Genomic DNA, 18,070 nt, shown 5'->3' on the forward strand with positions numbered 1-18,070 from the left:
TCAGCTCCAACCGCTCGTTTATCATCTCAGCTCTAACCCGCTTGTCATCGTCTCAGCTCTAACGCCCAACTGTCGTTTCGGTTAACGCGTCGAACTGAATGATATAATAGCGACCATCACTTTTGTCTTGCTGGTTATTGACCGCTGGAGACTGATGTAACTTATTCACCGTAACTAACAACTTACCATCAGCCGTAGTTGAAAAGCCGTCAGACCAACTGAACTTGTCATCATCTTGATACAAAATATGATATTGACGATCTGTGTCGATATAACCGACAGCATTATGGCTTATATCAGTAACATAAATGTTGCCGCCATTATCAATGGTGATGCCGTCGCTAATCGGTTTATTGGCATAAAACTCTACTTTGCTGCGTAACATATTAGCCGATAATTTAGCATCCAGTAGGTATTGAGTGTGCACCCGATATAACTTCTCACCACTCAATGCACCAAAATAAACCCACTCGTTGTTCGGATCTACGGTCAGAGAATCAACCCCTATACGAATAGGCTGGCCACCGATAGATAAAGTATTGCCATTAATCACCGTATCAACATCTTCGGGACGGGTATAAACGCTGCCATCTAATACTCGTCTTGCTGTGCCACTCGTTAAATCAACCACAATTAATGCCGCATTACTGCCACCAGCAGGATCGGTGACATAAACCGTTTCGTGCTTTCTATCAACCGCAAGATCATTTAAAAATGAATTACTGGGCAATACTGACGCAGTTAAAGATATTGTTTTGTATAGGCTGTTTTGTTGAGTATCCCAACCGATAAGTCGCCCGACACCATCAGCGGAAGCAGTTTCAAGCATCCATAAAATACCCTGTTCATCAATTACCACGCCCAAAACAGGATTAAGATTTTGATTAAATTCTGTATTGGGATAATCAACGATAGAGCCATCTTTTTTAAGCTCCACAATTCTCGAATCAACACCATAAAAGTGATGATTACTCATGAACACTCGCCCAGTAGACGACACGGCCACATTACCAGGAGGATGCTGGCTATCTAGCTCGCGAAACACCGAATAATCAGCGGCAAACACTGTGCTGGTTAACAGGCTACTCAGCAACACCAAAGACGCAATCACTCGCGCTTTAGATAACAACACTATTTTAGGTAATATGTTCATTCTAGATGCCATCACGGTTTTAGATTCAAATAAGCTTTTAAACATCATAAATCAGATCCCTACAGCGCTTTTAATGAGCTAATGATATCTTCAGGATCAAGACGGTAAGTATAATCAGCATCAACAAATGCTTTCACAATGGTGCCATCTTTGGCTACTACGAATGTCGCAGCTAATGGGAAATCAAACTGTTCAGCACCATTATGTTTCTCAACTTCGACACCAAATTTCTTATAAAGATCACGAATTGAATCAGGTAACGTAAACACCAGTCCAAGCGCTTTGGCATACTCGGCATTCACATCTGACAATACATCAAACTCAAGCTCATTTTTCTCTGCCGTTGAAAGTGACATATCAGGTAACTCAGGCGTAATAGCCACCAGTGTTGCCCCTAACTGTTTAAATTCAGCAAGATGCTGCTGATAGGCACGCAAGGCTAAATTACAATAAGGGCACCAATTGCCACGATAAAATGTCACCACAACCGGTCCATTGGCTAACAAATCGGTTAAATGACGGGTAACGCCCAATGCATTAGTTAACGAAAACGCAGCCAGTTTATCGCCTGCCTTAGGCGCATTATCAATAATGCCGGATAACTTCAGGTTTAAGGTCGCATCCGACATGATCGCCAATACCTCTGCAGGTAAGTTGGCTGCAGAGGCATCTCGTTTTTCAGTCAGTTGAGTGGATAATGACATAATGGCTTCTCAGATTATCTTGAATTTTCATTCAAGATAATCAAATCATGTCAACAACGCAAGCAGTTTTTGAACAATCATTCAAGTAGTGGTATTATAGCGTCAGTAACGATTGAGGATCGATGTCATGGCAAAGAAAAATTTTGAACGAGCGGACGTATTAGATAAGGTCATCACCCTATTTTGGCAAAATGGTTATGCCGCATCGAGCATTCAGCAAATCACTAAAGCCACCGGATTAAAACCGGGTAGCTTATATTATGAATTCGATAGCAAAGAAGGCTTATTCCAAGCAGCCTTAGCACGCTACGCCACCTTTTCGATTGAGGCGATACACCAACTGATGCAACAAGCTGACGATGTCAAAGTAGGTATTAGACAGATCCTCGACAACATTGTCGAGCAGTCAAAGTCTTGTGATTACTGTGGCTGCTTCTTAATCAAAACCCAACTTGAACTCGCCTCTCAAGGCAACGAGCTATACAAATTTGCCTCATCACAATTAACTGAGATTGAGCATGTATATCAACATTACCTAAGCCAATTATATGAGCCTGAAACCGCTAAAGCCTATGCAGCTCAACTGATGACCGTCACATTTGGGATCCGCATCTACGGCTATCAATCAGAATCAGCAGCAACCCAAACCAACACCATAAACGCATTATTGCCATGGTTGAATGAAGCAGAATAAAAACAGGTTCATACAATATATCGCTATTAGGGATGAATAAACTAAAGCGTGGGAAATAACTCATCACACGCTTATCATCCCTAGTACCTTAAAGCATCAACCTCAAGTCGCCTGCAACTAACTAGCAAGGGACTTAATCACCGCAAAAAGTCGTAACTGAAACGAGGGTGTCGCATCGGCAGCCAAAGTAATAAATGCCCCGATCAATACTTGAGTTCGATACTCAGACAAGCTGATATAGCCATTAACCCAATCATGGCGAGCTAAACGTTGGCAACCAAAAAGCTGCTTCGCAAGCCAATCAACGTCAATATTACCTTGTAAAAAGCCATTATTTTTCGCGTCGACACATACCTGCATTGCAATACTGAGCGATTTATTAAAAATCCCTGTTGGCAATTCATGTTCAAAAAATTGAGTGCGCTCGCCAGCCACAAAAGCCGCTTTATAAAATGTTTCATTGGCGGCAAAAAGGTCTAACAAACTGTCAATAAACGCTTCTGTAGCCACGATTGGATCTTTGATATTAGGCTGCGCAAGCGCAGCTTCAACTTTTGCCACCATATCAACAACAAGATGTTCAAAAATATCACTTTTTTTACCTAACAGATTATGCACAGTAGGGATACTCACCTGTGCTTTTAAGGCAAGCTCATTGATGGTAAATGCTTCAAAACCATTACCCGAAATAAGCTCTCTGGCGATCGACAATAATCGCTCTCGTCTTAAGGTTTTATTCGCTTGGCGGGTGGCATTGCCACGGGCATTACTTAACGGTGTCATGACATAAGCCTAAAAATAGTACTTGACCACAGTTTTTATTATGAGTTAAATTTTATTCACAATAAAATCTGCAAAATAACAATAAGGCCATCATTATGAAGCAAGATATAACTAAATCAATCGAGGCATGTGCAGCACATTACGGTGAACAAGCCCAAGCGATGAAAACCTACTTACTGAATGGGCAAGCCAAAGCGAGCTCACTTAACAATAGAGGCCCTATTTCGTTTGATAATAATGGCACATTAGCAAAGCACATCGTCGAGGCATATAACGAGTATGGTTTTTACATATTCGAGAACGTGCTCAATGAAAATGAACTCAATGAAGTAAAAGCCGACTTGGCTCAAATGCGCAGTACTTTTTCGGCAGCACCTTATGGCAAAACCACCGCAGACGGTAAGCCTGCGTTAGGGGCTGACCATAAAGCACCCAGCTTAATTTGGTCTAAGTCATTAGGTGATCCATTGGGCGGCACTGATATTGCCAATGGCCGTCATCAAGTTAAGTTATTTGAACCTACAGCAGCAAAAGACACCCCAGAATACTCGCCATTCGTACTACTCGGTTCGCTACAGTTCTCAGAAGCTTGCCTGCGTATTTATGGCCATCCGCAGTTATTACGCGTAGCTGAAGCCGTTAACGGCAAAGACTTTGCGCCATTTCATGAATGCTTATTTATTAAAGATCCCGGCGTTGGCGCTGCAGTGTCTTGGCATCAAGATGGCGACACTCATTGGAATAGCCAACATTTTGATGACGGCATTCATGGGTTTAATTTTATGGCGCAAGTTTACGGTAGCACCGCTGTAAATGGAGTATGGGTCTTACCAGGAAGTCATAAAACAGGAAAAATTGACATCAAAGCCCTTATCGAACAATCAGGCAGCGAGCGTATTGAAGGGCTAGTGCCATTAATCTGCGGACCTGGCGATGTCGTCATTTGTAATCGACAGTTGTTACATGGATCGTTTGCCAATACCGGTTTTGAACCTCGTGTCACCGTTAACTTTGGCTTTCATCGCCGTTCGTCGGTATTGGGCATCATGGGCGCTGGCATGCACAGTGAAGCACAAGAATATACCGAAGAAATTATCGAGCAGCGTTCAAAAGTCATTGGCTACGCAATTGATGCGCGAAAACAAAAATACCCTGATGAAACCCCATATCAGTATCAGCCTTTCATTGATAAAGGGTTGCAATACCGCTGGGATCAACAAGCACAAAAAGACATCAAAGACTATAACCTACACGACCTCAGTATTTAATGATTAGGCTTTCTGATCATCTTGATCAGAAAGCCATTACCTAGGCCTTATTATGCCAATACCACATGGGATTTACCCTGTCATCCATACACCATTACACCTTGACCAATCTGTGGACATCGTTAACTTTGAGGCATGCTTAAGGCACTATTTAACGACAGATATTACTGGGGTAACCATTTTGGGTAGTGGCGGAGAACTGCCCTACTTTAGTGATAAAGAGCAACTCGAATTACTGATATCAGCCCATCTCACGATAGGAGCGCATAAAAAGATTATTGTAGGACTACAAGCCTACTCGGCAACACAAGCCATTGATAAGATTAATCACTACAAACCTTATGCTGATGCCATATTATTGCTGGTAAACAGTTATTATCCGGTGGCTTTTGAAGATTATTATCAGTCAATTCGTACTATAGCTGCAGCGTCAGACACCCCGATCATTTTTTATTACTTTCCTCAAATAACCAAGCAGTTCCTAACGGTGTCTCAACTTGAAGTCATTTTATTACTGCCAAACATTATCGGTATAAAAGACAGTTCATTGCATCTGTTAACCGCTAAAAAACTCATTCAAAAATGTCCATCAACGCTCTATTTTAGTGGCTTAAGCTTAATGCTTGAACAACTGCCTAATGCTGCTGGGGCCATTTGTCCTTTAGCTGCCATCTATCCACAACAAAGCCAACACTACTGGCTTGCTATTAAGCAGAATAACGATACACAAAGCCGCGTATATCATCAGTATTTAAAGGCTGCGTTACCTATCATTAATGCTTTGAACATGCCGGCCAAATGGCAATGGAACCTGTTAACACTTCTGTCTCGTTGTCCAATACCTTTGTTAAAAAAAGTGACAAGTTCACATGCACAAGTAAAAGCGGCATTACACATTATCGGCATGCCGATATCGCCTACAGTCAGGCATCCACTTCGTTCGATTAGCGAATCGGAAATAGAAAAAATTCGAGTCTTGATAGCTCAAAACTCTCAAGACTCAGAAGCAGAATATATAAAACAATAATGCACGCAACGCGATGTACTAACCATTAATTCAATTAATGACATTGAGGTATTATTTAACCCATCCAGCTATATTCTTGTTCTAGGTAAAACTAATCAGCCCCGCATTGCGGGGCTGATTTAATTAGGCGCTATTGAGACTCTTTTGTCTCTGGGTAGATACTGTTCCACCACTGTGGTTCATCTTTTAACTTCATATCAAACCATGCCATAGTGGTATTCCACCAATCAAAGCGGGCTTGGCGGCTATTGATGTGATGGTCTTGGTCGTTAAACTCAACCAACTCAACTTCTTTGCCTAATAGTTTAAGCGCGGTGTACATGTAATGGCTTTCACCTACAGGTACGTTGGTGTCAGCATTACCGTGAATAAGTAATAACGGCGTGGTAATTTTGTCTGCATGGTATAGCGGGCTTTGCTCTACATAGAGTTCTGGATTATTCCACGGAAAACTGCCGCGACTGGCCACGCCAGAATAACCATAACCCCACCAGCCATGGCCCCAGTAAGACGATAAATTACTGATCCCCGCATGCGACATTGACGCCGCAAAAATATCGGTTTTTGTCGCCAAATACATGGTCATGAAACCACCATAAGATGCGCCCATATTTCCCACACGTTTAGCATCAACCGACGGGTACGCATTTAAGAAAGCTTTAGTACCCTCAATAATATCGTCAGCGCTGTACTTGCCCCAGGCATTAACATGACGGCCACTAAAGGCTTGGCCATATCCGGTTGCACCGTTTGGTTGCACAACATACACAACATAACCTTGGGCTGCCCATAAATTAAATGGCCAACGCCCGGTAAAGTGACGCCCTACAGGTGAGGTACCGCCATAGTAATACACTAATGCGGGATACTTTTTACTGGCATCAAAATCGACAGGTAAATAAACACGGCCATCAATGTTATGCCCATGAGTATTAATAAAATCAAAATCTTCAATTTTCCCCAAGCGCGTGTTGGCATAGCTCAGTTGTTGACTATCAAACAGCAACTGTTTGCGGCTTGAATTAACTGCCATTTTATAGGCTTTTTGCGGCGCAGTGGCTGAGGTACCTGCAAATACCAATGTCGGCGTAGATTGTTCAATGGCAACACTAAAACCGTCGATCATATCCACACCAGTGTCTATTCGATTAAAGCGTGTTTTGCTTTTATCAAATAAATACAAAGGTGCACGGTCGCCTTCGGTTACCGTCACAATTAAATCATCATTTTCAAGCTTGGTCATGCTGCCTATGGAAGGATCAAACGCTTTACTGAGTGCACTGACATTGCCTTTAGCATCACGCCAATATAACTGACCATCATAGTCGTTCACTTCAATATTAGGATCTTGTATTCCTATGCCGTCCATAAAACGCGGCCCAGCGGTAATGTACATGCCGTCATCAGCATATAGTGCACTATTAAAACTGCGATACTCACCAATCATGGTTTCGCTTAAATCAGCTAACGTCAGCTCAACAAGCTGCGTTATTCCATGGGCTGGCTGTGCATAATCCACAGGCGAGCGCGTTAACAATAGTTTGCCTTTATCTGCATTACTGTCTAACAAAGAACTGCTGACGTTGTTGTCTGTAAGTTGACGAATAAAGCCCGAGGCAACATCTACTTGATAAAGTTGACTGTTGTTACGCCAATAACTCCAGCGGTCTTCTAATGCTTGAAAACGTTTTGATGTCGCTTTGTCATCGGCTTTAAAAGGCTTTTCCCAGCTAAATAACACAGTGTTACCTAACCACTGTAAACCAGACACATTGTCCATATCAGTCGCGACAACGTTAATGCTCAAATCAGCAACATTAAATAATTGAATTTGTTTGTTAGCCACAAAAACGAGTTGTGAAGAGTCGCTTGACCAAACCGCACTGCTTGGGCGGTTATCTTGCCAGCGGTACATCACGCTGTTATCCGATAATTTACGTAACTCGGTCACTTGAATCGGCGTATCGCCTTGGCTAGCTTGGTATTCAATGGTCGATTGCAGTAAATACTTGCCGTTAGGTGACAGAGTTAAGCCACTGATCACTTTTGAATCAAATAACTGCTCCGCAGATACACGCTGCGTTTTTTGTACAGCAAAGTCGAGATTATCAACTTCACTTTTACCCTGCCAATCAAGGCTAAATGCGCTATCTTGCGCCTGGCCATCGGCCAATACCACAAGGTGATAGTCACCATTGTTCAGCTCAAGTTCGACTTTATCGGCAGATTTAACCAATTGCCCATTCAAATACACTTGAGGATTTTCAAGCCCGTTAACGGTTAATGTGCCTTGGGTAAAACGATCTGTCGACATTGGCACTTGATAGGCTAACCAGCCCTCGCCTTCAACCTTAGTTGATGCAGCTTGCCAAGACAGTGGCTGATTAAATATCGTCACCTTACTGGCGTGATTAGCCTGGCTAAGCTGAGCAACCAAATTAGCACGCAGCGCATCTGCATGAGCACTTTTCGATAATGGCGCTGCTGAGACTTGATTTACTGGGCCTATTCGCTGAATGTACTTAGCGTCAATTTCTGCCCCATGTACCATGCCCGATATTGCAATGGCTAAACTGGTTAACACCAGAGAAAACGTTTTCATTACCTGTCCTTATTGTTGCTTTTTTTATTGATTCTTTATGCAAGTGTGACAAAACTGACCGATAAATGCATATTTTTTGTGTATCAATAATTGTCGCCCTTTGTATATGCGAATAATTGATTAACAAGGATAAGTGAATTAGCCAGAGGGAGTGAATTAAAGAAGCAATACAATGAAAATAGAAATGAAATAGAAACCGCCAGTATTAGACTGACGGTTTATCTTTTTTGTGATGGGCCAACTTACACGAGTAAAGCGCGATTAATGACCAAATTTAACTCTTACACCTGCGTTAGCAATAAAGCCATCATTACGTGACCAAATATCGGTAGTCCATTGGCCACTAGGCGCTCTATTAGGCAGTAACATTGGATGTTCATCGGTCTGTTTTACATCGAGTAAGTTTTCTAAGTTAATAAACCAACTGACTCTGCCCACAGTAATTTCGCCCATTAAACCAAGATGCCAATAAGGGTTGGTTTCATCAATATAAGGGTTATCGTTAACGTTTTGGGTGCCGGTATAATAAGCTTCAAAGCCCGCTCTAAAGTTGCCATGTTGCTCCCACATAGCGACAAAACCACCAGAATGACGTGGTGTTAAAGCAATGGCTCTACGGCCGTCTCCGTCGGGTGACACTTCAGTTGCATCTAAATACAAGTAACTTGCTGTAAGCTTTACATCGCCTAAGTAGTAACGCAGCAACACTTCAGAACCGCGGATCTGACTTTCGCCGGGTGCATTAACTAATCTAACAGCATCTAATGAACCATCGTTATTGGCAGAGAAAGCCTCTAAACCCGTGACGTTATCCACATTCGAGCCAAACAAAGTCAAACTCGTTTCCACATCATTAAAGGTATAACTCACATCAAGCGATGCCGTTTTAGCGCGCTCTTCTTGTAAGTGGTCAATCGGCGCTAATCTTGATAATCCTGCGGCCTCAATCTCTTCAACAAACGGCGTAGGGGCAAAGTACCCCTCCCCATAAGAGCCTCTTATGGTTAAGTCACTTGGGCGATAAAGCACCGACACTCTTGGGCTAAATTGAGTACCATATTCACTGTGCTCATCAATGCGCGCACTGTAAGAGGTGGTGATTTGGTCTGTCAGCTCATAATCAAGTTGAGCAAATGCACCCGGCACTTTATAAGAATAATCGAACTCAGGGTACGTGTCAGAGGCAAAAATTTCAGACTGATAGGCTAAACCAACAACCCAATCACTGTTATCGGTATAACCTGCAATGCTATTTTCAAGCAAATAACTCTCGTGTTGATCTTCTTCTATATCGGCACCATAAACATGCACATGATCTTGTACCATCGCCGATGCGCGTGTATTAAACGTCAATGACTCTAATAACGGCATACTAAACACCAGGCCGCCATCAAGCCGGTCTGAATCTTGCGATTGCTCAAACGAAGTACCATCAGCGACCGTGTTATCCCCTAAAGTACCGCCAGTACGTTGCTCGGTCATAAACCCGCTAGTCACATACAGAGTTTGCCCTTCTTGTCCTTCCCAAAATAAACGCGGACGCACAGTGTATCGCTCATAACCTGCCAGATCGATCCAACCGTCACTATCAATATCTTGCTTGTCTTGATAATGAGCCCCTGCCGTCACCGACCCTTTTACATTCTCGCTCAATGGCGACTCAAAATAGGTGGTCACATCCTGACCATCGCGCGTGGTTGCATTGAGCAACACTTCACCACTGAGTTCATCACCAGGCGTTCGAGATACAAGGTTAATCACCCCACCGAGTGCTGAACCACCATAAAGTGATGACGCCGAACCTTTAATAATTTCAACGCGACTTAAATCTGTCGGCGGCACTTGCAACAAACCAATCGATCCTGCTTGGTTACCGTACAGCGGTAAACCATCTGCCAGTAATTGGGTATAACGACCATACAAGCCTTGTAGGCGAATATTGGCACTGCCTAACGCCGGAGAAGTTGTTTGTAATCTTACACCGCCCGTTTCAGCCACCAGCATAGAAATATTACCGGGTCTCATCGCCGCTTTTTCTTCAATCTCTTCGCGGTTAATCACCTCGACTCGAATAGGTTGTTCATCAGCAATCCGCCCAGAACGAGTGGCTTGTATGACAATGGTTTCCATTTCTTCTTCGTGTTCATGTTCATGCTCGTGCTCATCAACATCCGCTTGTGGATCATCATGCTCAGAATGTTGAGGGTTTGCACTGTGGCTTTTACTGTCATTCTCACTGTGATTTGCACTCTGCCCAGACGTATTTATCGAGTCGTCCACCGCACTGGCTTCACTCACCCCAATAACACCTAGCGACAAAATTAATGACGCCGCGGAATAACTCAACATACAACTTCCTTATAACAAGACATTATCGAAAAATGATATGCTTAAGCTTAAAGGTTACAGCCACTGGAAGGTCAATATGAAAATAAGTGAATTGGCATCAATTGCCCAGGTATCGGTTAAAACCATCAGATACTATGAGCAGATTGGTCTACTCTCCCCGCCAATCCGTACCAGTAATGGCTATCGTCATTACCAAGAAAAAGACATCGAGACATTAGTGTTCATAAGGCGATGCAGAGAATTAAACATCGGACTCGATGACATCAAGCGCTTGGTTGATACACAACAAGACCCAAAATCGTCGTGCGCATTAGTCGACAACATCATTGCCGAACAACTTGCTCGTATTCAACAAACACAGCGAGAATTAGCATTACTAGAACAATCATTAGCCGCACTCGCGAGCTGCTGTAAAAGCCATCAGATAAAGGATTGCAGTATTTTACAGACGCTGAAATCGGCTTAGGCTAAAACAAGAAACACTGTTTTTTAATCGTTGAATAAGGGTTTATTGCGCTTTACTGTATGCATCTAAACGACTATGATTCCGATCCATTAGGTGTTGCGTATACGGTACGGTTAATCCTCTCATTTGCGAGAGAGTTAAATCATGATAACAACGCTAGGTTTGTATATTATTTAACATAAGAAAGGATCATCTGGGCACCCAGAAAATGTATGGATACAATTATGACAACGCAGACGATAACAGTACTTTACTACCCAGCTGAACTCGCCATTAAACCCATAGCTGAAGTGTTATACGATCTCGAAGTAGGCGTAAGCGGACGTGTGATTATCCCGGCGGAATACAAAGTGGATAAAATCATCGTGGCGGTATTTAAAGGTGAAGTTGAAATGTTGAATGCACTTGGCGACCGCGTGGCATCTGAGTTTAATGACGTTGCCTAGAGGTAATATAATTCATTACTAAAAACGGCTTAACCAGCATAGAAGTCACTTTACAAGCTTGACCTGAAAAAAATCACTTTTATCTAGTTTAAGAAACGTGATTGCATGAACACGCCTTTAACATCAACCAAGATCGGCAAGCAATATAATGTCCGATATAATGTCCGATATGATGCCAGGTATGATTACCCTCTTAATCTAATCCCTCTAGTAATCTATCCCAAAGTAATCTCACCCAAAGTAAATCATGCCAACAGCAGAATACTAAGCACTAGGCTTTGCAGTATTCTCGCTAAGTGTTTAATTAACTTTCACTTAGCCCACTACCTTACGGTTAGCTAATAGTGGTCATAAATCATTATCGAATCATCATAAATAAATGACAGTTAACTTGCTCGATTGTAATTGCACCTAAATAAGCGCAGCGCACTAAAATCTAGTTCGCTTGTTACCGCATGTTCCCGCTTGTTATCTATTTCCTCGCCCGCTACCGCTTGTTATCTATTTCCTCGCCCGCTACCGCTTGTTATCTATTTCCTCGCCCGCTACCGCATATGATCGCTTGTTACCGCCTGCTACCGCTTATTCTCCTGTTACCGCTCGCTACCGCATGTTCCCGCTCACTATCTATTTTCTCAGCAGCGAAGCTGTCCTTAGCAGGACGCAGTCCGCCCTAGAAGCGCAGCGCACTAGAATCTAGTTCGTTTGTTATCGCCCGCTACCGCTTATGATCGCTTGTTACCGCCCGCTACCGCTTGTTATCGCATGTTACCGCTCGCTACTGCATGTTACCGCTTGTTATCGCCTGTTATCGCTCGCTATCTATTTTCTCAGCAGCGAAGCTGTCCTTAGCAGGACGCAGTACGCCCTAGAAGCGCAGCGCACTATCCGCGTAGCGGCCTAGAACCTCGCAAAATCTCACAACCACTGCTAAGTTAACTAACCGTACTGAATACAATTAAAGGACTAACATGCAAATCATCCACCATGGAGCGGTAAACGGTGTCACAGGATCATGTCATCAACTAGATGTGAATAACGACAATAATAACAGTCATAACCACGGAAACGGCAACAACATCAGCAGTTATCTTATCGATTGTGGTTTATTTCAAGGTGCAGAAACTGCCGGAAAAAATTCAGCAGAACAGCTACAAATCACCTTTGACATTAGCAATATCAAAGCCCTCATTATTACCCATTGCCATATCGACCATGTTGGGCGAATACCCTACTTACTGGCAGCAGGATTTAACCAACCAATATATGCCACAACCGCTACAGCGGCACTATTACCACTGGTAATAGAAGATGCCTTAAAAGTCGGTGTCACTCGCGATAAAAAACTCATTCAAGCTTGCGTTAATAGACTCAACAAACTACTTGTAGCTGTAGATTATGGCCAATGGATAACGCTACCAATCAACCCTCCGGCAACAACGACAACAAATTCAAATAGCGCTTCAATCGAAACTGAACCGACAGCCGCAATATATACCAGCGCGAAACTTAAATTTAAACCTGCCGGCCACATACTCGGCTCAGCCTATGTCGAAATAGACTTAAGCGGCCCTAAAACGAATGCCAAAGCCAGCAACACAAATCACCGCGTGGTATTTTCTGGTGACTTAGGCGCAACCTACGCGCCGTTACTTGCTAGCCCTAAAAGCCCGTATAGAGCAGATACCTTAGTCATTGAATCCACCTATGGCGATAAAAACCATCAAGGTCGTAAAGAACGCAGCAAGCAACTCAAAAATATCATCGAAAGCGCCGTAAAAGATAACGGCGTGGTACTCATTCCAGCATTTAGCATCGGCAGAACCCAAGAGCTTCTATACGAATTTGAACACATTATTCATCGCAATAAACACAACCCAGTATGGCAAAACATCGACATTATCGTCGACTCCCCCATGGCAGCTAACTTCACCGAAAAATATCGTCAGTTCAAAACACTCTGGGACAACGAAGCCAAAGCTAAGCTTGCCCAGGGACGCCACCCACTCGACTTCAACCAACTCATCACCATAGACAGCCACCAAGACCACCTCGCCGTAATCAATTATTTAGACTCAGTTAATAAACCCGCCATCATCATCGCCGCATCCGGCATGTGCACCGGCGGGCGAATAAGCAATTACCTCGCCCGCTTCTTATCAAAACCCACCACAGACGTTCTATTTGTCGGCTACCAAGCCAGAGGCACTACCGGCCGCGACATACAAACCTACGGCCCACAAGGCGGATACGTTTACATCAACGAAGAAAAAGTTGATATCAAAGCCGCCATCCACACCATCAGCGGCTACTCCGCCCATGCCGATCAACACAACCTCATCAACTTCGTCAAACGCATGCACCACAAACCCAGCCACATCAGAATCGTCCACGGCGACAACGAAGCCAAACAAGCGCTAGCAAACGAATATCAAAAGTTACTGCCAGAGGCAGAAATCGTTATCGGTAAAGAATGATAAAGAGAGATGGTGAGCGGTAACAAGCGGTGAAAGACGATAACAAGCGGTAACGGGCAAAAAAGAGTTAAAAAGTGATAAAGATAGATGGTGAGCGGTAGCGAGCGGTGACGGGCAAAAAAGAGGTAAAAAGTGATAAAGATAGATGGCAAGCGGTAACAAGCGGTGACGGGCAAAAAAGAGGTAAAAAGTGATAAAGATAGATGGCAAGCGGTGAAGGACGATAACAATCGGTAGCGAGCAGAAAAAAGAGAGTTGACTAGCGGTGAAGGACGATAACAATCGATGACAAGTGATAAATAGCGGTTGCGGTCGGGAATATAAAGGAGGATGAAATGAAATTTAAAAATTTAGAGGTTTGGCAGCTGAGTTATCAACTATCTTGTGCTATTTATAATCAGACCAAAGATCTTCGAGATTGGGGATATAAAGATCAGATAACACGTTCAGGCTTATCTGTTCCATCAAATATTGCAGAGGGTATTGAAAGGCAAACTAACAAAGAACAAATTCAGTTTATGTATATTGCTAGAGGTTCATTAGCAGAATTAATGACCCAGTTAATGATTGGCAGAGACATCAACTATCTGGACCCTGAGTTTGTTGAACAACAATTACAGCAAGCAAACAAAATATCAGCAATGCTCGCTGGATTAATTCATAAAATAAAAAATAGATAATAGAAGAGGTAAAATCGATGACAAACGATATAAAGCGATAAAAGCGGTAACCAGCGGTGACCAGCGGTGAAGAACGTTAACAATCGATGACAATCGATGACAATCGATGACAATCGATGACAAGCGAAAATGCATGACAAAAAAAGACAAAGCTTATTATCATCGCCGCCTTAATCGCTTGTCACCGCTTGCTATCATCTCAGCTCTAACGCGCTTTGAGCGGTGAAGAACGTTAACAATCGATGACAAGCGAAAATGCATGACAAAAAAAGACAAAGCTTATTATCGTCTCAGCCTTAATCGCTTGTCATCGTCTCAGCCCCAACACGCTTGTCATCGTCTCAGCTTTAACCGCTTGTCACCGCTTGCCATCATCTCAGCCCCAACACGCTTGTCATCGTCTCAGCTCTAACACGCTTGTCATCATCTCAGCTCTAACGCGCTTGCTATCATCTCAGCTCTAACGCACTTTGAGCGGTAAAAGCGGTGAAGAACGTTAACAATCGATGACAAGCGAAAATGCATGTCAAAAAAAGACAAAGCTTATTATCGTCTCAGCCTTAATCGCTTGTCACCGCTTGCTATCATCTCAGCTTTAACCGCTTGTCACCGCTTGTCATCATCTCAGCTCTAACGCGCTTGCTATCATCTCAGCTCTAACGCGCTTGCTATCATCTCAGCCCCAACACGCTTGCTATCGTCTTAGCTCTTTAGCTATATGCTCTGCTTGCGCTTGTGACATTTCTGGGTCTGTTGACTCAACCATTACGCGGATAAGCGGTTCGGTGCCAGATTTACGTAATAATACTCGACCGTTTTCGGCTAGTACGGCTTCGGCTTCTATCACCGCTTGTTTTACGGCTTCTGACGCTAAGATTTCATCAGCGTTATTAGCGGTTAGCCGAACATTGAGCAGTACTTGAGGTAACTTTTTCATGCCCGATACAATCTCAGCTAATGACTGGCCAGACTGTAATACCGCTTGTAATACTAATAGTGATGCCACAACAGCATCGCCAGTAGAAGCATGATCAAGGTGCAAGATGTGACCAGAACCTTCGCCGCCTATGCGCCAGCCTGTGGCTTTTAATTGCTCCACCACATAACGGTCACCGACTTTGGCACGTTTAAACGGGATATCCATTTCTTTTAACGCGATCTCAAGGCCAAGGTTAGACATTAACGTGCCAACAACACCGCCACTCAAAGTACCTTGTTGTTTAGCTGTTTTAGCCAGAATATATAAAATTTGGTCGCCATCGACAACATGGCCATTGTGATCAACAAACATCACCCGGTCAGCGTCGCCGTCCATCGCAATGCCTAAGTCAGCTTCATGTACCATAACCGCTGTTTGCAGACTGTCTAAATGGGTCGCGCCGCAATGGTCATTAATATTGGTGCCATTAGGCTTATCATTAATGCTAATCACCTCAGCACCTAACTCACGGTATACATTGGGCGCAATATGATACGCCGCACCGTTAGCACTATCGACGACAATTTTAAGACCTGCTAAGGTTAAATCTTTAGCAAACACCCCTTTGCAAAACTCAATGTAACGACCAGCAGCATCAGTAATACGACGGACTTTACCTAACAATTCAGATGAAACACATTCCATCGCATTATGATTTAACGCCTGGTCGAGTAACGCTTCAATTTCAAGCTCTTGCTCGTCATTAAGTTTAGTACCTGAATTAGAGAAAAATTTAATGCCATTATCATAAAACGGATTATGTGACGCACTAATCACTACACCAGCATCGGCACGGAATGTAGAGGCTAAATACGCCACTGCTGGGGTTGGCATAGGGCCAATTAATGCTACGTTCACACCCGCAGCAGATAAGCCCGCTTCAATCGCCGATTCCAACATATAACCGCTACTACGAGTATCTTTACCAATCAACACTTCTTGGGTACCGGTTGAGGCCAATACTTTGCCCGCAGCCCAACCTAATTTCATAGCAAAATCAGGCGTAATAGGAAACGTCCCCACCTTTCCACGTACACCATCGGTGCCAAAATACTTACGAGACATAAAAACTCCAAAATTAAAAATTAAGTACCTAGGGCGTGACTTCGTCACTGCTAAGTTCTAGGACGGACTTCGTCCTGCTAGGTTCTAGGAACTCGCAGGCTCGCCAGAGAGCGGACTGCGTCCTGCTAGAGTCGCTCCGCTTCTTAGATTCTAGGCCGCTACGCGGATAGTGTGCAGCGCTTCTAGGGCGGACTTCGTCCTGCTAAGAACAGCTTCGCTGCTAAGATTTTATAGCATCTAGCAGCAAAGCGTCCTCGAAGACCGAAGGTCGTCCTAGCAGCCGCAGGCGCCCTATTCTTAACATCTAGCCGCGTAGCGTCCTAGCAGCGCAGCTGATCTAGGCAAAATGCAAAAAGCAAAAAGCAAAAAACCAACTAAATATAAGTTGGTTTTCAAATTATCAGTAAAAATTACTGTTCGAGCAGAATTTTTTCAACACTTTTTCTGAAATCTGCGCCTAACTTAGCATCGCGTAGGCCATATTCAACAAAAGCATTCATATAACCTAGTTTGTCGCCGCAATCGTGAGACTTACCAGTCATATTAAAAGCTTCAACGGTATCTTGTTCAATCAGCATATCAATAGCGTCAGTTAACTGAATTTCATCACCGGCACCCGCTGGTGTTTTAGCCAATAAAGCCCAAATTTTTTCAGATAACACATAACGACCAACAACCGCTAGATTAGACGGTGCTTCACCAATAGCAGGCTTTTCAACCATTCTTTTAATCTTAGCGGAATCACCTGGTGCTATCTCAACACCATTACAATCGGCTATGCCGTATTTATTAACGTCATATTCAGGTACTGGAGCTACCATAATCTGGCTAGCAAAAGAGGCCTTATAACGGGCAATCATCGCCGCCAAGTTTTCAGTTTTTTGATTCGCGGTATATTCATCTAAAACAACATCTGGTAACACTACTGCAAACGGGCTATTACCAATACAAGGGTAAGCACATAATACCGCATGACCTAAACCTTTGGCTTCACCTTGACGCACATGCATGATGGTCACATCTTTAGGGCAAATGGCTTGTACTTCATGTAGTAATTGACGTTTTACACGCTTTTCAAGTGTCGACTCAAGCTCGTATGATTTATCAAAATGGTTTTCAATCGCATTTTTACTGGCGTGAGTCACTAATACGATTTCTTTAACACCAGCAGCCACACACTCATTAACAATGTATTGAATTAACGGTTTATCAACTAAAGGTAACATCTCTTTCGGAATAGCTTTAGTGGCGGGTAACATGCGGGTACCTAAACCAGCCACTGGAATAACAACTTTCATAATAAATCCTTGTCAAATAGACCTAAACTGACGGTAAACATCACGAGTAATAAGCATAAATTAACAACTAGCCGAAACT

14 protein-coding genes are annotated in these 18,070 nt (G+C 43.3%); 7 read left to right on the top strand and 7 right to left on the bottom strand.

Features of this window, described 5'->3' with window-relative positions:
- Nucleotides 1–58 precede the first annotated feature (58 nt).
- Together GUY17_RS15005 and GUY17_RS15010 are read right to left on the bottom strand one after the other, a co-directional pair.
- Nucleotides 59–1,201: an L-dopachrome tautomerase-related protein gene (locus GUY17_RS15005; RefSeq protein WP_162023604.1), complete on the bottom strand. Its 1,143-nt coding sequence runs from the start codon at nt 1,199–1,201 to the stop codon at nt 59–61.
- Between the two features lie 11 nt (nt 1,202–1,212).
- Entirely contained in the window at nt 1,213–1,857 is a 645-nt protein-coding gene (locus GUY17_RS15010; RefSeq protein WP_101086461.1) for a peroxiredoxin-like family protein, read from the bottom strand.
- 127 nt (nt 1,858–1,984) lie between these two features.
- On the opposite strand from GUY17_RS15010, the gene GUY17_RS15015 reads away from it, so the two are divergent.
- Nucleotides 1,985–2,551 carry a TetR/AcrR family transcriptional regulator gene (locus tag GUY17_RS15015; protein WP_162023605.1) on the top strand — a complete coding sequence of 189 codons (567 nt, stop codon included), beginning with the start codon at nt 1,985–1,987 and terminating at the stop codon, nt 2,549–2,551.
- A 117-nt stretch (nt 2,552–2,668) separates the two neighbouring features.
- Here the strand turns inward: GUY17_RS15015 and GUY17_RS15020 are convergent, their stop codons facing one another.
- Nucleotides 2,669–3,334: a TetR/AcrR family transcriptional regulator gene (locus tag GUY17_RS15020; RefSeq protein WP_162023606.1), complete on the bottom strand. Its 666-nt coding sequence runs from the start codon at nt 3,332–3,334 to the stop codon at nt 2,669–2,671.
- Between the two features lie 95 nt (nt 3,335–3,429).
- On the opposite strand from GUY17_RS15020, the gene GUY17_RS15025 reads away from it, so the two are divergent.
- Both GUY17_RS15025 and GUY17_RS15030 read left to right on the top strand, forming a co-directional pair.
- On the top strand, nt 3,430–4,602 hold the full coding sequence (locus GUY17_RS15025; RefSeq protein ID WP_162023607.1) for a phytanoyl-CoA dioxygenase family protein: 1,173 nt from the start codon (nt 3,430–3,432) through the stop codon (nt 4,600–4,602).
- A gap of 52 nt (nt 4,603–4,654) precedes the next feature.
- Nucleotides 4,655–5,629, top strand: a complete 975-nt coding sequence (locus GUY17_RS15030) for a dihydrodipicolinate synthase family protein (RefSeq protein WP_162023608.1) — start codon at nt 4,655–4,657, stop codon at nt 5,627–5,629.
- A gap of 130 nt (nt 5,630–5,759) precedes the next feature.
- On the opposite strand, the gene GUY17_RS15035 is transcribed toward GUY17_RS15030, so the two are convergent.
- Together GUY17_RS15035 and GUY17_RS15040 are read right to left on the bottom strand one after the other, a co-directional pair.
- On the bottom strand, nt 5,760–8,231 hold the full coding sequence (locus GUY17_RS15035) for a S9 family peptidase (protein ID WP_162023609.1): 2,472 nt from the start codon (nt 8,229–8,231) through the stop codon (nt 5,760–5,762).
- 261 nt (nt 8,232–8,492) lie between these two features.
- Entirely contained in the window at nt 8,493–10,580 is a 2,088-nt protein-coding gene (locus GUY17_RS15040) for a TonB-dependent siderophore receptor (RefSeq protein ID WP_162023610.1), read from the bottom strand.
- 76 nt (nt 10,581–10,656) lie between these two features.
- On the opposite strand from GUY17_RS15040, the gene GUY17_RS15045 reads away from it, so the two are divergent.
- From GUY17_RS15045 to GUY17_RS15060, 4 genes are all read left to right on the top strand, one after another.
- Nucleotides 10,657–11,046: a Cd(II)/Pb(II)-responsive transcriptional regulator gene (locus GUY17_RS15045; RefSeq protein WP_011638267.1), complete on the top strand. Its 390-nt coding sequence runs from the start codon at nt 10,657–10,659 to the stop codon at nt 11,044–11,046.
- A 224-nt stretch (nt 11,047–11,270) separates the two neighbouring features.
- Complete coding sequence (locus GUY17_RS15050) at nt 11,271–11,492, top strand: DUF2375 family protein (protein WP_162023611.1); 222 nt, start codon at nt 11,271–11,273, stop codon at nt 11,490–11,492.
- Between the two features lie 971 nt (nt 11,493–12,463).
- On the top strand, nt 12,464–13,969 hold the full coding sequence (locus GUY17_RS15055) for an MBL fold metallo-hydrolase RNA specificity domain-containing protein (protein WP_162023612.1): 1,506 nt from the start codon (nt 12,464–12,466) through the stop codon (nt 13,967–13,969).
- Between the two features lie 335 nt (nt 13,970–14,304).
- Nucleotides 14,305–14,649 (top strand): four helix bundle protein, encoded by a 345-nt coding sequence (locus tag GUY17_RS15060; RefSeq protein WP_162023613.1) that lies wholly within the window; start codon nt 14,305–14,307, stop codon nt 14,647–14,649.
- 694 nt (nt 14,650–15,343) lie between these two features.
- Here the strand turns inward: GUY17_RS15060 and glmM are convergent.
- Together glmM and galU are read right to left on the bottom strand one after the other, a co-directional pair.
- Nucleotides 15,344–16,693 (bottom strand): phosphoglucosamine mutase, encoded by a 1,350-nt coding sequence (gene glmM / locus GUY17_RS15065; RefSeq protein WP_162023614.1) that lies wholly within the window; start codon nt 16,691–16,693, stop codon nt 15,344–15,346.
- Nucleotides 16,694–17,103: 410 nt separating this feature from the next.
- A complete protein-coding gene (gene galU / locus GUY17_RS15070) occupies nt 17,104–17,991 on the bottom strand; it encodes a UTP--glucose-1-phosphate uridylyltransferase GalU (RefSeq protein ID WP_162023615.1) in 888 nt (295 codons plus the stop codon).
- Nucleotides 17,992–18,070: the final 79 nt, after the last annotated feature.

This window comes from Shewanella sp. Arc9-LZ (assembly GCF_010092445.1).
Classification (GTDB): Bacteria; Pseudomonadota; Gammaproteobacteria; order Enterobacterales; family Shewanellaceae; genus Shewanella.

Excerpts from the sequence above, each read along its gene's own strand:
- GUY17_RS15005 (WP_162023604.1), bottom strand. The coding sequence starts at position 1,201 with ATGATGTTTAAAAGCTTATTTGAATCTAAAACCGTGATGGCATCTAGA.
- GUY17_RS15030 (WP_162023608.1), top strand. The coding sequence starts at position 4,655 with ATGCCAATACCACATGGGATTTACCCTGTCATCCATACACCATTACAC.
- GUY17_RS15055 (WP_162023612.1), top strand. The coding sequence starts at position 12,464 with ATGCAAATCATCCACCATGGAGCGGTAAACGGTGTCACAGGATCATGT.
- galU (WP_162023615.1), bottom strand. The coding sequence starts at position 17,991 with ATGAAAGTTGTTATTCCAGTGGCTGGTTTAGGTACCCGCATGTTACCC.
- GUY17_RS15010 (WP_101086461.1), bottom strand. The coding sequence starts at position 1,857 with ATGTCATTATCCACTCAACTGACTGAAAAACGAGATGCCTCTGCAGCC.
- glmM (WP_162023614.1), bottom strand. The coding sequence starts at position 16,693 with ATGTCTCGTAAGTATTTTGGCACCGATGGTGTACGTGGAAAGGTGGGG.
- GUY17_RS15025 (WP_162023607.1), top strand. The coding sequence starts at position 3,430 with ATGAAGCAAGATATAACTAAATCAATCGAGGCATGTGCAGCACATTAC.
- GUY17_RS15015 (WP_162023605.1), top strand. The coding sequence starts at position 1,985 with ATGGCAAAGAAAAATTTTGAACGAGCGGACGTATTAGATAAGGTCATC.
- GUY17_RS15060 (WP_162023613.1), top strand. The coding sequence starts at position 14,305 with ATGAAATTTAAAAATTTAGAGGTTTGGCAGCTGAGTTATCAACTATCT.
- GUY17_RS15050 (WP_162023611.1), top strand. The coding sequence starts at position 11,271 with ATGACAACGCAGACGATAACAGTACTTTACTACCCAGCTGAACTCGCC.
- GUY17_RS15040 (WP_162023610.1), bottom strand. The coding sequence starts at position 10,580 with ATGTTGAGTTATTCCGCGGCGTCATTAATTTTGTCGCTAGGTGTTATT.
- GUY17_RS15035 (WP_162023609.1), bottom strand. The coding sequence starts at position 8,231 with ATGAAAACGTTTTCTCTGGTGTTAACCAGTTTAGCCATTGCAATATCG.
- GUY17_RS15045 (WP_011638267.1), top strand. The coding sequence starts at position 10,657 with ATGAAAATAAGTGAATTGGCATCAATTGCCCAGGTATCGGTTAAAACC.
- GUY17_RS15020 (WP_162023606.1), bottom strand. The coding sequence starts at position 3,334 with ATGACACCGTTAAGTAATGCCCGTGGCAATGCCACCCGCCAAGCGAAT.